This window comes from Roseateles sp. P5_B10 (assembly GCF_056400485.1).
On sequence record NZ_JBFULE010000076.1, the window covers coordinates 1 to 14,089 of the forward strand.

The 14,089-nt window shown below is 68.0% G+C and carries 11 protein-coding genes; 5 read left to right on the forward strand and 6 right to left on the reverse strand.

Features of this window, described 5'->3' with window-relative positions; translation table 11 throughout:
• The first annotated feature begins 150 nt into the window (after positions 1-150).
• The 4 genes from AC1DU6_RS07735 to glcF are packed head-to-tail and all read left to right on the forward strand — an operon-like array spanning position 151 to position 4,727.
• Positions 151-1,629, forward strand: a complete 1,479-nt coding sequence (locus tag AC1DU6_RS07735) for an FAD-linked oxidase C-terminal domain-containing protein (protein WP_477856537.1) — start codon at positions 151-153, stop codon at positions 1,627-1,629.
• Complete coding sequence (gene glcE, locus AC1DU6_RS07740; RefSeq protein ID WP_477856539.1) at positions 1,626-2,696, forward strand: glycolate oxidase subunit GlcE; 1,071 nt, start codon at positions 1,626-1,628, stop codon at positions 2,694-2,696. The genes AC1DU6_RS07735 and glcE overlap by 4 nt, the downstream gene beginning before the upstream one ends.
• Before the next feature lie 2 nt (positions 2,697-2,698).
• Complete coding sequence (locus AC1DU6_RS07745) at positions 2,699-3,475, forward strand: class I SAM-dependent methyltransferase (protein ID WP_477856553.1); 777 nt, start codon at positions 2,699-2,701, stop codon at positions 3,473-3,475.
• A 4-nt stretch (positions 3,476-3,479) separates the two neighbouring features.
• Positions 3,480-4,727, forward strand: coding sequence for a glycolate oxidase subunit GlcF (gene glcF / locus AC1DU6_RS07750; RefSeq protein ID WP_477856540.1), 1,248 nt, complete (start codon positions 3,480-3,482; stop codon positions 4,725-4,727).
• 242 nt (positions 4,728-4,969) lie between these two features.
• Here the strand turns inward: glcF and AC1DU6_RS07755 are convergent, their stop codons facing one another.
• The 4 genes from AC1DU6_RS07755 to metK all read right to left on the reverse strand — a co-directional run bounded on the left by AC1DU6_RS07755 (position 4,970) and on the right by metK (position 10,616).
• On the reverse strand, positions 4,970-5,455 hold the full coding sequence (locus tag AC1DU6_RS07755; protein WP_477856542.1) for an ExbD/TolR family protein: 486 nt from the start codon (positions 5,453-5,455) through the stop codon (positions 4,970-4,972).
• Positions 5,456-5,939: 484 nt separating this feature from the next.
• Positions 5,940-7,061 (reverse strand): hypothetical protein, encoded by a 1,122-nt coding sequence (locus AC1DU6_RS07760; protein ID WP_477856544.1) that lies wholly within the window; start codon positions 7,059-7,061, stop codon positions 5,940-5,942.
• A 617-nt stretch (positions 7,062-7,678) separates the two neighbouring features.
• Positions 7,679-9,220, reverse strand: a complete 1,542-nt coding sequence (locus tag AC1DU6_RS07765; protein WP_477856545.1) for a methyl-accepting chemotaxis protein — start codon at positions 9,218-9,220, stop codon at positions 7,679-7,681.
• A 214-nt stretch (positions 9,221-9,434) separates the two neighbouring features.
• Entirely contained in the window at positions 9,435-10,616 is a 1,182-nt protein-coding gene (gene metK / locus AC1DU6_RS07770; protein WP_477856546.1) for a methionine adenosyltransferase, read from the reverse strand.
• A gap of 129 nt (positions 10,617-10,745) precedes the next feature.
• On the opposite strand from metK, the gene AC1DU6_RS07775 reads away from it, so the two are divergent.
• Positions 10,746-11,609, forward strand: coding sequence for a lysophospholipid acyltransferase family protein (locus AC1DU6_RS07775; protein ID WP_477856548.1), 864 nt, complete (start codon positions 10,746-10,748; stop codon positions 11,607-11,609).
• 4 nt (positions 11,610-11,613) lie between these two features.
• Here the strand turns inward: AC1DU6_RS07775 and AC1DU6_RS07780 are convergent, their stop codons facing one another.
• Positions 11,614-12,489 (reverse strand): PEP-CTERM sorting domain-containing protein, encoded by an 876-nt coding sequence (locus AC1DU6_RS07780; protein WP_477856550.1) that lies wholly within the window; start codon positions 12,487-12,489, stop codon positions 11,614-11,616.
• A 106-nt stretch (positions 12,490-12,595) separates the two neighbouring features.
• The coding region (locus AC1DU6_RS07785; RefSeq protein ID WP_477856551.1) for a helix-turn-helix transcriptional regulator at positions 12,596-14,089 on the reverse strand (1,494 nt) is incomplete at its 5' end.

A 14,089-nucleotide genomic window follows, 5' to 3' on the forward strand; every position in this document is an offset into this window, starting at 1 on the left:
TCCCCCCGGGGGGACGGCGATGCTTGCCGGATTGACCGGCAAGCACATCGCCAGCGCGTGCCGGCTAGGGAGCGGCCCGGCGCTCGGCCCGCAACTTCAATGCATTGCGGGTGTCGCGAATTCGGAATGGGCAACTAAAGTGGGCCCGACATGAACGCCCCCGTCGACCTCGCCGCCCGCCGTGCCGCACTCATCGCGGCCCTGGCACCGTTGCTGCCGGCCCATGCCCTGCTGCACCAGGCCGAGCAGACCACGCCCTATGAATGCGATGGCCTGACCGCCTACCGCCAGCGCCCGCTGGCCGTGGCCCTGCCCGAGACCGAAGCCCAGGTGGCTGCCGTGCTGAAGGCCTGCCACCGTCTGGGTGTGCCGGTCGTCGCGCGCGGCGCGGGCACGGGCCTGTCGGGCGGCGCGATGCCGCACGAGGCCGGCCTGACGTTGGCCCTGGCCAAGTTCAACAAGATCCTTTCGCTGGATCCACTGTCACGCACGGCGCGCGTGCAATGCGGCGTGCGCAACCTCGCCATCAGCGAAGCCGCGGCGACTCACGGCCTGTATTACGCGCCCGACCCCAGCAGCCAGATCGCCTGCACGATTGGCGGCAACATCGCCGAGAACAGTGGCGGCGTGCACTGCCTGAAGTACGGCTTGACGCTGCACAACGTGCTGCGCCTGCGCGGCTTCACCTCCGAGGGCGAGCCCATCGAGTTCGGCAGCGAGGCCCTGGACGCGGCGGGGCTGGACCTGCTGGCCCTGGTGGTGGGCAGCGAGGGCATGCTGGCCGTCGTCACCGAAGTCACCGTCAAGCTGGTGCCCAAGCCGCAACTGGCGCGCTGCATCATGGCCAGCTTCGACGATGTGCGCAAAGCCGGCGACGCGGTCGCGGCCATCATTGCGGCCGGCATCATCCCGGCGGGCCTGGAGATGATGGACAAGCCCATGACGGCTGCCGTCGAGGACTTCGTGCATGCCGGCTATGACCTCGATGCCGAGGCCATCCTGCTGTGCGAAAGCGACGGCACGCCCGAGGAGGTGGCCGAGGAAGTCGCGAAGATGGAAGCCGTGCTGCAGGCCAGCGGTGCGACGCGCTGCCAGGTCAGCGCCGACGAGGCCCAACGGCTCAAGTTCTGGAGCGGCCGCAAGAACGCCTTCCCGGCGTCGGGCCGCATCAGCCCCGACTACATGTGCATGGACTCGACCATCCCGCGCAAGCACCTCGCCACCATCCTGCTCGACATCCAGCAGATGGAAAAGAAGTACGGCCTGCGCTGTGCCAACGTCTTCCATGCCGGCGACGGCAACCTGCACCCGCTGATCCTGTTCGACGCCAACGACCCCGACCAGCTGCACCGCTGCGAGCAGTTCGGCGCCGAGATCCTGGAGCGCAGCGTGGCCCTGGGCGGCACGGTGACGGGCGAGCATGGTGTCGGCGTCGAAAAACTGAACTCCATGTGCGTGCAGTTCAGCGCCGAGGAGCGTGAGCAGATGCTGGCGTTGAAGCGCGCCTTTGACCCTGCCGGCACGCTGAACCCGGGCAAGCAGATCCCGTCCCTGAGCCGCTGCGCCGAATACGGCCGCATGCATGTGAAGCGCGGCCTGCTGGCCTTCCCGGAACTGGAGCGGTTTTGAGCTTCGCGGACCTGCAAGCCCGATTGCGCGATGCACGCGAACCGCTGCGCATCCAGGGCCACGGCAGCAAGGACTTCTATGGCGAAGCGCTGCACGGCGAGCTGCTGTCCACGCTGGAGATGAATGGCGTGACGGCCTACGAGCCCAGCGAGCTGTTTGTCAGCGCGCTGGCGGGCACGCCGATCGCCGATGTTGAAGCGCTGTTGGCGAAGCGCCACCAGCGCCTGGCCTTTGAGCCGCCCCGCTTCGGTGGCCGCGGCACGGTGGGCGGCATGGTGGCGGCCGGGCTGTCGGGGCCGACGCGGGCAGCGCTGGGGTCGGTGCGGGACCATCTGCTGGGCGCCGTGATGATCAATGGCAAGGGCGAGTTGCTGAGCTTTGGCGGCACGGTCATGAAGAACGTGGCCGGCTTCGATGTCAGCCGCGCGCTGGCGGGGTCGCTGGGCGTGCTGGGGTTGATTACCGAGGTGACCTTGAAGGTGCTGCCCCTGCCGGCCGCCACGGCAATATTGCGCTTCGATTTCGACCAGTCCGCTGCCTTGATGGCGATCAACCGCTGGGGCGGTGAGCCCCTGCCCATCGAGGCCAGTGCCTGGTGGGACGGTGCCTTGCTCGTGCGACTGGCCGGCGCGAACGCGGCCGTTGAGGCCGCGGCACGCAAGTTGGGCGGCGATGTCATTCCGGGCGACATGGCCCAGCCCTTCTGGACCGGCCTGCGTGACCACAGCGACGAGTTCTTCATCGGCGCCGAGCGTGCGGTGGCGGGCGGCGCGCGGCTTTGGCGGCTGTCCCTGCCGAGTGCGACGCCCGAGCTCAAGTTGCATGGCGAGCAGCTCATCGAATGGGGCGGCGCGCAACGCTGGGTCGTCACGCCCATGCCGCCTGCCGGCGTGCGTGATGCCGCAGCAGCTGTGGGCGGGCATGCGACGCTGTTCCGCGCCCAGGACAAGGGCGTGGGCGTGTTCGCGCCGCTGAGCGCGCCGTTGGCGGCCATCCACAAGCGGCTCAAGGCCTCCTTCGACCCGCATGGCGTGTTCAACCCGGGGCGGCTCTACGCCGGGCTTTGATGATCCAGCCCATCCATGACGCCGCCCAGCGCGGCTACACCAACGCCCCCGACAGCTATCAGCGTGGCCGGCCGGAGTACCCGCAGGCCCTCGCCGCCTGGCTGGACGCGACGCTCGGCGTACGCAAGGGCGCGCGTGTCGTCGATCTGGGCGCGGGCACCGGCAAGTTCACCCAACTGCTGGCTCGCACCGGTGCGGCCGTGACGGCGGTGGAGCCGGTCGATGCGATGCGCGAGAAGCTGTCGCAGAGCCTGCCCGGCGTGAGGACGCTGGCCGGTACCGCCGAGACCATGCCCTTGGCAGACGGCGAGGCCGGCGTGCTGATCTGCGCCCAGGCCTTCCACTGGTTTGCCAACGGGCTGGCCCTGCGCGAGATGCACCGTGTGCTGAAGCCCGGCGGTCAGCTCGGCCTAGTCTGGAATGTGCGGGACGAAACCCGCGATTGGGTCGCCGCCATCACCGAGATCATCACGCCCTATGAAGGCGATGCGCCGCGCTACTACACCGGGCAATGGAAGCGCCCCTTCGAGGGCCAGGCGCTGTTCGCGCCGCTGCAGCTGACGGAGTTTGCGCACAGTCATGAGGGCTCGTTCGAGCAGGTCGTCATCGACCGCATCGCCTCGGTGAGCTTCATCGCCGCGTTGCCCCGGGCCGAGCGCGAGGTTGTGGAGGCGAAGTTGCGGGCGCTCCCGCAGCGCTTCGCCGCGTTGCGCGAACCCGTGATCGCCTTCCCCTATGTGACGCAGGCCTGGTGCGCCGAGCGTCTTGCCAGCAACTGACGGCATGCAGACCACCCTCGCTCCCGAATTCGCCGGCACCCACGATGGCACTGAGGCCGAGGCCATCCTGCGGCGCTGCGTGCACTGCGGCTTCTGCACGGCCACCTGCCCGACATATCAACTCCTCGGCGATGAGCTTGACGGCCCGCGCGGCCGCATCTATCTGATCAAGCAGGTGCTCGAAGGCGCTGAACCCACGCGCGAGACGCAGCTGCATCTGGACCGCTGCCTGACCTGCCGCAACTGCGAGACGACCTGTCCGTCGGGCGTCGAATACGGCCGCCTGGTCGACATCGGCCGGCGCGTCGTCGACGCCAAGGTCGAACGCCCGGCTGGCGAGCGCCGCACGCGCTGGCTGCTGAAGGAAGGGCTGACCTCGCCGCTTTTCAAGCCGGCGATGAAGCTGGGCCAGATGTTCCGGCCCCTGGTGCCGGCATCGCTGAAGGACAAGGTGCCGGCCAGGCCGCCGGCCACGGCGCATGACTGGCCGACGCGCCAGCTCAACCGCAAGGTCGCGCTGCTGCTGGGCTGCGTGCAGCCGGCCATGGCGCCCAATATCAACAGTGCGACGGCGCGGGTGCTGGACGCGGCGGGCATACAGACCGTGGTGGCCGATGGCGCCGGTTGCTGCGGCGCCATCCGCGAGCACCTCGGTGATCACGAGGCAGCGCTCAACGACATGCGCCGCAATATCGACGCCTGGTGGCCACTGGTCTCGGGCCTGGGCGAGCGCGTCGAAGCCCTGGTCACGAATGCCTCGGGCTGCGGCGTCATGGTCAAGGACTATGCGCACCTGTTGGCCCACGACCCCGCCTATGCCGACAAGGCCCGGCGCGTCAGCGAGATGACCAAGGACCTCAGCGAGCTGCTGCCCGAACTCGTGCCCACGCTGAAGGCGCGCCTCAAGGCCAAGCCCGGCTCACTGGCCTACCACCCACCCTGCACGCTGCAGCATGGGCAAAAGCTCACGGGTGGCGTGGAAAGCGCATTGCGCGAGCTGGGCTTTCGCATAGCCTGCGCGCCGACTGACAGCCATCTCTGCTGCGGCTCGGCCGGGACCTATTCGGTGCTGCAGCCCGAGCTGGCCAAGCAGCTGCGCGACCGCAAGCTGGCAGCGCTGGCGCCCTTGCAGGCCGAGCAGATCGTGTCGGCCAATATCGGCTGCATCCAGCACCTGCAAAGCGGCACGACCCACCCGGTGCGGCACTGGGTGGAGGTGCTGGACGACGCGCTGAGAGGGGTGAGCGGGTAGGTGGTCGAGTGAGCTTGCTGTGGATGCAGCGGGTCAGCCAATGACGGGTGTCGACCCATAGCGGAAGTATTTGTTGGCAAACTGAGCCACCGAAAGCTGACGTTCAACGTCTGAAGTACACGGCCCACTCCGGCAAGCCGCAGATGCCGAACCGTACCGCGGCAAGGGTCAAGAGCTTTCGGCCTCGAGAAGTGGCGTGCGACGCCGGTCGCCTGGTTGAACGATCTCTAGGGTGCGCCTTCCTAATACATCACTGGCCAAGCTATCTCTATCGGGCAAGTTCCGTCCGAGGTGAACGACGCTTGAGCGATTACGCCGATCTTGCGAACGTTGTTGCGTTGGGCTGAGGCCATAACGGCAAGAACGGCGCCGTAGCCCGCAATCTGGCTCGGTCGAATATGAACCTCGGCCTGCCTTTCCCAAGGTTGACTGCCAATGGCTAGCATCCGTGCGTCTAGGACGGCGGRCCCACTGACAAGCTCACTGTCCCACCAGATGACGTTGTCAAAGTCAACCGAAACGGTGTGGGTGACCGGTTTCCGAGAGCTTTGTTCAATAAGACGAGCGCAGCCTCCGATATCGACGGCGACGGTATGCGTCGGGTTTGGCATCGCTGCGATCCATAGCGCCACCAATGACAACACTACTGCTGTAAGTGGCGCCACGGCGCCGAGGAGCAACGGCGGAAACGGCTCTGCGTTCCAATATTCGGAGGTATCTACGCTCATACGGAGTTGTGGCCAGCCGCCCAGCGTGAAAAATCAGATCGATGATGTCACGTTGATTCCGCAACGCCACTGAGGCGTTGACCGTCTTGACACGGCTTCCGCTGCAAAGAAGTCAACAACGCGGCCGCCTGGCCAGTTGCCAGCCGGTGGACCGTGGCGCAACGGTGGAAGTTTCCGCGAGCAACCGTCTACCGAACCTCTACGAGCAGCCGTTCCGGTCGTCGCCTAGCGGTCGCTCATGGGTGTCAGCTCCTGGCCGGGACCGGGTACCCATGGGGTCGCAGTCAGCTGTCTTTGGCCGGGAGAGTCCTCGCCCCGAAGCTGCGTAGTCCGATGCTCGTGAGCACGCCGTCTGCCGCCTTTAGCACCACGTCTGCTGCTCATGGTCAGTCCGTTATTCTTTTCAAAATCTCGTCGGCGGTGGTCAACGCATAGCGTTGTCCACGGCCCAGCGTCACGTGTGATCGAAGTKGTTGAGGGCTGGTCATCGGGCGGCCTCGCTAGCGGCAGGCCGGTGCAGTTTGACGGGTTGAAAGCGACCGTTTACAACGCCCATGCCGACCGCCGTCCCGCTGGGATCCACGCCGGTCACGAACCTCAGGCTGCCGGCAACGTTTCCTGGGAGCTTGAGATCGCTGTTGCTGTGCCGGTCGCGGGCGTAGATCCGGGTGACGTTTTGATCGGGATCGGTGACGAAGCCATAGAGCGTGTCGGCGTCGCCTGCGTTGAGAGTCAGCATCAACGGCGCWGGTACTTCCAGCGTGATTTGTGTTCCCGAGTTCCAGATGGCGCCGGCCTGCGACAGCTCACCGCGATAGATGTGACCGACGAACTGTCCGGGGGCGATGCGCGCAAGGGCTACTCCGCGCGAATTGGACAGCAGCGTCGGCATCGAGACATCACAGCGTGCGTCAATGCGCCAGTAAGCTGGATGAAAACCGTCGGACATGCCCACCGCACCGACGATGTAGCCATCATCCGTGATGGCGTGCGCCGCGGTCACGCCGCTGTTGAGGCTCGGATCCGTTGCGGCGACTAAGCTTGGGAGCAATCTGGGCGTGGAGTCATGTGAACACCACAACATGGCGACTGACCGGGACATTCCGTGGTTCACCGCCGGGATCTTGCCAATGCCGATGATTCGGCTGGAAGAATCGATGCCGACGGCTTGCGTCTCCTCGACTTGGGCGAGCGTCGCCAACCGTTTCGCGGCTGCACCGCCCGGCCAGACGATGGGCAAGAACAGCGGTTGAAAACTTGCGGCGTCATACGCGTATCCGACAGCGGTGCCATCGTTGGCCACGGCCATGGCGACGCTTTCGGCGAAGCCGTTGATCGACGGCATCGGAATTGCATCGCCCTGCTTGAGTGCGAACGCCGTCGAGCACTGCCGGGAGCGGTGGCATGGGGCGGTCCGGCTCAGCAGGTCTTCGCCATTGGCGACCACATGAGTCCCGTTGACGCTCATGGCGACCGCGCTCCCCCATTTGACGGAGTTTCCACATTGCGTGCACAACGGTTCGAGCGAGACCGCGTCGGCGAAGCTCGGCGCCCATGAGCCGGTCAGGACTGCGAATATTGTTGCGAGCCGAAGTGAGTGGTACATAACATCCTTTCCATTGTGAAGATCCGGGGAGTAGGCCCACAGGACGTGCTGCAGCCGCGAACCAGCGCGTTGTGCAGAAACGACCGCCCGCAACGGCCCGGGCCGGGCCGGGCCGGTGTTGCGGCGTTGCGGCGTTGCGGCGTTGCGGTAGTCAGAGAGGCTGGGCCCGCGGAATGGAGAACCGGCATGGTCAAGTGATCAGACCGGCTGATCGGCAGCCGCACTATGCGACATGCGGACCAGCGCAGCGGCCGACGGAGATGGTGAAGATGCACAGGGTGCCGCCTGCAGCCCGTACCGCACTGACTGTTCAAGAGATCGTCTGCGAACCAAAGTGGGAGTCCAGCGATGGGGCAGCAGCTCTTCGATCTGGCTGTTGAACTGGGTGGGCAGCGACATTCGCACCGTGCAGGAACTGCCGGGCCATGCAGACATGGCGACCACCATGATTTACACGCACGTGCTGCGGATGGTGGCGGCGCCGTGCGAAGCCCGCTGTACGCTTGCCAGCGATGGGCCCCTCAAGCGGACATTGGTGAGCGGCAGCTCATGGCCGAAAGCCGCCCGACACGCATGTCTGCCGGTAAGGCGCGTCGAGCCGATGTCCCCTCTTCGTTCTAKACGCGGAAAGTCGAGACGAGCTTCACCAGCTCGTCCGCCTGCTGCTTCAGGCTCTCCGCGGSCGCCGCGCTTTCCTCGACCAAGGCGGCGTTCTGCTGCGTCGCCTGGTCCATCTGCGTGATGGCCTGGCCGACCTGGCTGACGCCGGTGCTTTGCTCGCGGCTGGCCGAGCTGATCTCGCGCACGATCTGCGCGACGCGGCCGATGGCAGTCACGACTTGCGCCATCGTCTCGCCGGCCTTGTTCACCAGCACGGCGCCCTGCTCGACGCGCTCGACGCTGTCGCCGATCAGGCCCTTGATCTCCTTGGCCGCGTCGGCACTGCGCTGGGCCAGCATGCGCACCTCGCTGGCGACGACGGCAAAGCCGCGCCCCTGCTCGCCGGCCCGTGCGGCCTCGACCGCGGCGTTCAGCGCCAGGATGTTGGTCTGGAAGGCGATGGCGTCAATGGTGCCGATGATGTCGCCGATCTTGCGCGAGCTCTCTTCGATGCCTTTCATGCGCTGCACCGCCTCGCCGACGACTTCGCCGCCCTGGCGCGCCACCTGGCTGGCGTCATGCGCGAGCTTGTCGGCCTCGCCGGCGTTGTCGGCATTGAGCTTCACGGTGGCCGACAGCTCCTCCATTGACGCCGCCGTCTCTTGAATGGCACTGGCCTGCTGCTCGGTGCGCGACGACAGGTCGTTGCTGCCATGCGAGATCTCGGTGCTGGCCGTCGCGACGCCGCTGGCGTTCTCGCGCACCGAGCCGACGAGATGGCGCAGCGCCTGCTGCATCTGCGCCAGCGCCTGAGTCAACTGCGCGGTCTCGTCGCTGCCCACGCTGCGGATGTCGCGCGACAGGTCGCCATGCCCTACCTCTTCGGCTTCGTGGATGGCCTCGCGCAGCGGGCCGACAACGGAGCGCGTGATCAGCCAGGCCGCCGCGATGCCTACGCTGAGGCAGGCGATGGCGATGACGAGCATGATCATCTGGGTGCGGCGCGCCTCCTCCATGACCTGCTGGGTCTCGAGGCGCACGCGCTCGCCCTGGAAGTCGGCCATGCGGCTGATGGCCGCGACATAGGCCTCGGAGGCCGGCCGCATCTTGCCCTCCAGCGTCTGCAGCGCAGCGTCGGCTTCGCCGGCCTTGAGCTGGGCGAAGACCTGGTTGCGGATATCGACGTAGGCCTTGCGGGCATCGGCGATCTCCGTGAGCAGGGCCTTGTCGCGCTCGGTGTCCACCGCCTTGGTGAGGCTCTCCTGCAGTTCGGTGATCCTGGCACTCGTCGTCTTGATGATCGGCGAGAAGAACTCCGCCACGGGGCCCGAGCCTCCGGCGCGCGCGACGGCGTCGGTGCGCGTGACGTTGAGCTGGGTCGCCGTACGCCAGTCCTGGGCGAAGTCCTGGCGATGCTGCAGTTCCACCAGCAGGTCGATGTGAGGGCCGACGGCGCCGATCTGCCGGTAGCTCACGCCCAGGGCCACCGCCAGCAGCAGCAGCACGAGGCCGAAGCCCAGGCCCAGCCGGGTCCCGATTCGCATGGATTGCATGTTCATCACCGCCTCCAGGTTGATGGCGCGGCGGGCGGCTGTGATCGCGCACCCTGCCGTTGCGTTGACTCTACATGTTGACGGATGTGGCGGCGCAAAGGAAAACACCGCCTGGAGGGCGGTGTTGGTGAGGTGATGTCACCGTCCTTTGGTCTTTGCTCACATCGCTATGCGATATGAGCTTCGCCCACGTGTCGAACCGCGCTTGCGCGCGGCGGCCTTACAGGCCGGCCGCAGCCCGCAGGGCAGCGGCTTTATCGACACGTTCCCACGTGAACTCCGGCTCCTCACGGCCGAAGTGACCATAGGCCGCCGTCTTGGAATAGATCGGACGCAGCAGGTCCAGCATCTGGATGATGCCCTTGGGACGCAGGTCGAAGTGCTCGTTGACGAGCTTGGCGATCTGGTCGTCGGGGATGACGCCGGTGCCTTCGGTGTAGACGGTCACGTTCATCGGCCGGGCCACGCCGATGGCGTAGGCGACCTGGATCTGGCACTGGCGCGCCAGGCCGGCGGCGACGACGTTCTTGGCCACGTAGCGGGCGGCATAGGCGGCCGAGCGGTCGACCTTGGACGGGTCCTTRCCCGAGAAKGCRCCGCCACCRTGCGGGSMKGCGCCGCCGTAGGTGTCGACGATGATCTTGCGGCCGGTCAGGCCGCAGTCGCCCTGCGGGCCGCCGATGACGAAGCGGCCGGTCGGGTTGATCAGGTACTTGGTGTCGGCGCTGATCCATTCCTTGGGCAGCACGGGCTTGATCAGCTCTTCGCGGATGGCTTCGTAGAACTCGTCCGTCATGCGGTCGCCGAGCGAGTACTCGGGCGCGTGCTGGGTGGACAGCACGACGGTGTCGATGCTGTGCGGCTTGCCGTCCACATAGCGCATCGTGACCTGGCTCTTGGCGTCCGGGCGCAGGAAGGGCAGGCGGCCGTCCTTGCGCAGCTGGGCCTGGCGCTCGACGAGGCGGTGCGCGTAGTAGATCGGCGCGGGCATCAGCTCGGGCGTCTCGTCACAGGCGTAGCCGAACATCAGGCCCTGGTCGCCGGCACCGGTGTTGAGGTGATCGTCGGACGCATGATCGACGCCCTGGGCGATGTCGTTGGACTGCTTGTCGTAGGCGACCAGCACGGCGCAGCCCTTGTAGTCGATGCCGTACTCGGTGTTGTCGTAGCCGATGCGCTTGATGGTGTCGCGCGCGACCTGGATGTAGTCGACGTGGGCGTTGGTCGTGATCTCGCCGGCGAGAACCACCAGGCCGGTGTTGCACAGCGTCTCGGCGGCCACGCGGCTGCGCGGGTCCTGCTCGAAGATGGCGTCCAGGATGGCGTCCGAGATCTGGTCGGCCACCTTGTCGGGGTGTCCTTCCGAGACGGATTCAGACGTGAAGAGGAAATCGTTGGCCACTTTTAAACTCCGGTTGCTTCATTGGCGGCGTCGCCGTCGCTCCTGGAGGTGCGGCGAACGCTTTAGCGGGATTTGTGAATCGCCCCGCAAGTAGTTCAGTAACTCGGCGATCTGCGAAGTATAGGAAATATGGGTTGGGTCTTTCGCTTGCTGTCCCGGCTGCCCCTGGCGCTATTGCACGCTTTGGGGGCGCTGCTGGGTTGGGTTGTCTACTTCGCCTCGGGGACCTACCGGCGGCGTTTCCAAGCCAATGTGGCCCAGGCCGGCGTCGCCTGGAGCGAGGCGCGGCCCGCGATTGCGGCCGCCGGGCGCATGGCGGCGGAGCTGCCCTGGCTCTGGGTGGCTACCCGCGGCAAGCCGCTGGGCGACAAGCTGCAATGGGAGGGCGGCGAGCTGATCACGGCCGCCCTGGCCGAGAAACGCGGCCTGGTCATGCTGACGCCCCACATGGGCTGCTTCGAGATCTGCGCCCAGGCCATCGCCGAGCGCTTCACGACGCCCGAGTCACCCATCACCGTGCTGTACCGCCCGGCGCGGCAGGCCTCGCTGCGCGAGGTGATGGCCGGCTCACGCGAGCGGCCCGGGCTGGCCACGGCGCCGGCGTCGCTGGCCGGCGTGCGCCAGATGATCCGCGCGCTGCGCAAGGGCGAGGTCATCGGCCTGCTGCCCGACCAGGTGCCACCCGATGGCCTGGGCGTGTGGGCGCCTTTCTTCGGCAAGCCGGCCTACACGATGACGCTGGCCGCCCGCCTGGTGCAGCAGACGGGCGCGGCGCTGCTGCTGATCTGGGGCGAGCGGCTGCCGGGCGGGAAGGGGTTTGTCGTGCACGTACTGCCCGCGCCCGAGATTGCCAGGGAAGCGCCTGCCGAGGCTGCAGCCACGACGATCAATGCCGCGATGGAGAGCGTGATCCGGCGCGCACCGGGGCAATACATGTGGGGCTACCACCGCTACAAGCAGCCGCGCGGCCTGGACATCGGCGCGGCACCTTAGGCCCTCAGCGGCGCCCCCGCCTCAAGCGCAGCAACGCGATCAAGCCCAGCGACAACAGCAGCGCCGTCGCCGGCTCGGGCACGGCGGTCACCAGTAGGCCGGGGTCGCCACCGGTGATGGCCGTCAGGCGCAGCGTGTGCGAGGCGTCGGCCAGCACATCGGTCGTGTCGTAGGTCATCTGCACGCTGGCGCTGAGCTGGCTGATGAGGACGAAGCTCGCGCCGGGGTCCACCGTGATGCTGACCGAGAAATCACCGCCGAAGGCTTGCGGGTTGTAGAGCAGGCCCACACCGCTGTGGCTGCTGTAGCCGAAGTCGATCAGGCCGACCTCGAAGGACGGGTCCTGGCCGGTGTAGATGGCCGCCGACCCGAAGGCGCTGGCCCGGGTGCTGCTGAGCGTGCCGTCGACATGGAAGTCGAAGTGGTAGGTCGTCGTGCTGGCGCCGAGGTAGTGGTAGGTCTGCTGGGTGCGCGCGACGGCGCTGGCGGCATAGAGGTCGATGCCGATCTCCAGTTGCGCCGGGTCGGCGAGGATGACGACGGGCTCGTTGTCGGCCCGCGCATAGGCGCCCAGCAGCGGTGTGGCCAGGGCGCCCTGCAAGGCGGCGCTGGCGTGGTACTCCACGCCGCCGCCCAGGCTGTAGCCCGCCGTGTTGGGGTCGCCCACAGGCTGGCCGAGGTAGTCCACCTGGGCGGCTAGCGGGCCGCTCTGGCCTTGCACCGGGTTGCCGGTGAGGCCGAGCTGGAAATGCGGGCAGGTGCTGCAGCCGATCTGGAAATCGCCCCGGGCGGTGCCGCTCGCGGTGGCAAGGCCAGCCTGGCCCCAGGCGGCGCCGCTGGCGAACAGGGCGAGAGCGGTGAGCAGCGTGCGGATCTTCATGACAGGTCTCCCTTGCAAAGGCTGTGCGGGCCGGTGGCCCTGAATGCAAGGCTAGAGGGCGAGGCGCGTGAGCACCTCGGCGGCGTTACCCGGATTTGGGTGCGCACTACTCAGATTTCGCGCGCTGGATGGCGTCCTGGCGTGTCTTCACCCCCAGCTTCAGGAACACGGCGGCGACATGGTTCTCCACCGTGCGCTCGGAGCGGTGCAGCGTGGCTGCGATGGCGCGGTTACTGTGACCCTGCACGAGCAGCTCCAGGATCTCGCGTTCGCGTCCGGTCAGGCCCAGCGGGTCCTGCCGGGCATGGCCATAGCGGCCACGCCCCACGCCGCTCACGCCCACGCGCCGCAGGCGCCGTCGCGCGTACTGCGCGGCCAGCCCGGCGCCCAGCCCTTGCAGCCGCTGCAGCCCATCGGCGATGGCGTCGGCATCGCCCCACAGCAGCGCCAGGGCCTGCTGGTAGGGGCAGCCCACCTCGCCCCAGGCCTGGCTGGCGGCGCGATGCCGGCCGCTAGCCTCCAGCGCGCAGGCCGCGGGCGCGTCGGCGGCGACGGCCTGCGGCTGGCCCAGGCGCGCAAGCCACACCTGGACCTGCGCCCGCCGCCACGGCCCCAGCCGCGTGGTCGCTCTGGCCAACGCTTCCTCCGCCAGCTGCCGCGCCCGCCCCGCCGGGCCCGACAAGGTCGAGATTTCCACCTGCTGCACATCCACCGACATGAACCAGGGTGACACCGCCAGCTGCCGCCGTCCACTGGCCAGCTCCTGCCAGTAGGCCAGCGCACCCGGTTCCCCTCGGCGGGCCGCCTGCAGCGCAAGCAGATGGCCGACCTGCTCGCGTTGCAGCTCGTTCAGGTCAGGGCGGGCCTGGAGCTGGCGCAGGCCCGCCTCGCCGGCCGCCCAGTCGCCGCGCGCGATGTCGCCGCAAGCCTGGCGCACGCGCAGCGGCACGGCGAACAGGTCCAGGTCGCGCGCCTCGCAATACGCCAGCCCGGCCGTGCACAGGCGCTCCAGCTTGTCGTAGCGCGACGCGACCAGTGCGGCCGAGGCGAGGTTGGTCCAGGCGCGCGCGGCCAGTTCCTCCCGGCCATCGGCCAGCGCCTGTTCGAGCGCCGCGTGCAGCTCGACCGTGCCCAGCCCCTCGTCCGGCCCGCCCAGCCGCGCCGAGGCCAGCGTGATGCGCGCGCCGAGGGCGCCCGCCGGGTCGCCGAGGCGGCCGAACAAGGCCAGGGCCTGGGCGGCACCCGCCAGCGCCGCGCCGGTGTCGTCGTCCAGCAGATGCAGCTGGGCGTGGTTGGCCAGCGCGTGGGCCAGGGCCGGGCTGTCGGGGGCGTGCTCGTGCAGCAGGGCGATCGCGGCCTCGGCATGGGCCAGGCCGGCGCTGGCGCGGCCGCGCGTCCATTCGATGCGCGCCAGCAGGCTCAAGTGCTCGGCCCGGGCCAGCGGCCGCGCGCCGGCCAGGCTCAGCGCCAGGGCTGCGGCCTGCGCGGCCTCCTCGACCTGGCCGGTCAGCAGGCATTCGATCGCCTGGGCGCGCGCCAGCGGCTCGACCTGCACGGCAGGCAGTTGTGCGGCGCGGCGCAGCGCCAGGCCGAACAGGGC

Excerpts from the sequence above, each read along its gene's own strand:
- AC1DU6_RS07735 (WP_477856537.1), top strand. The coding sequence starts at position 151 with ATGAACGCCCCCGTCGACCTCGCCGCCCGCCGTGCCGCACTCATCGCG.
- glcF (WP_477856540.1), top strand. The coding sequence starts at position 3,480 with ATGCAGACCACCCTCGCTCCCGAATTCGCCGGCACCCACGATGGCACT.
- AC1DU6_RS07775 (WP_477856548.1), top strand. The coding sequence starts at position 10,746 with ATGGGTTGGGTCTTTCGCTTGCTGTCCCGGCTGCCCCTGGCGCTATTG.
- AC1DU6_RS07780 (WP_477856550.1), bottom strand. The coding sequence starts at position 12,489 with ATGAAGATCCGCACGCTGCTCACCGCTCTCGCCCTGTTCGCCAGCGGC.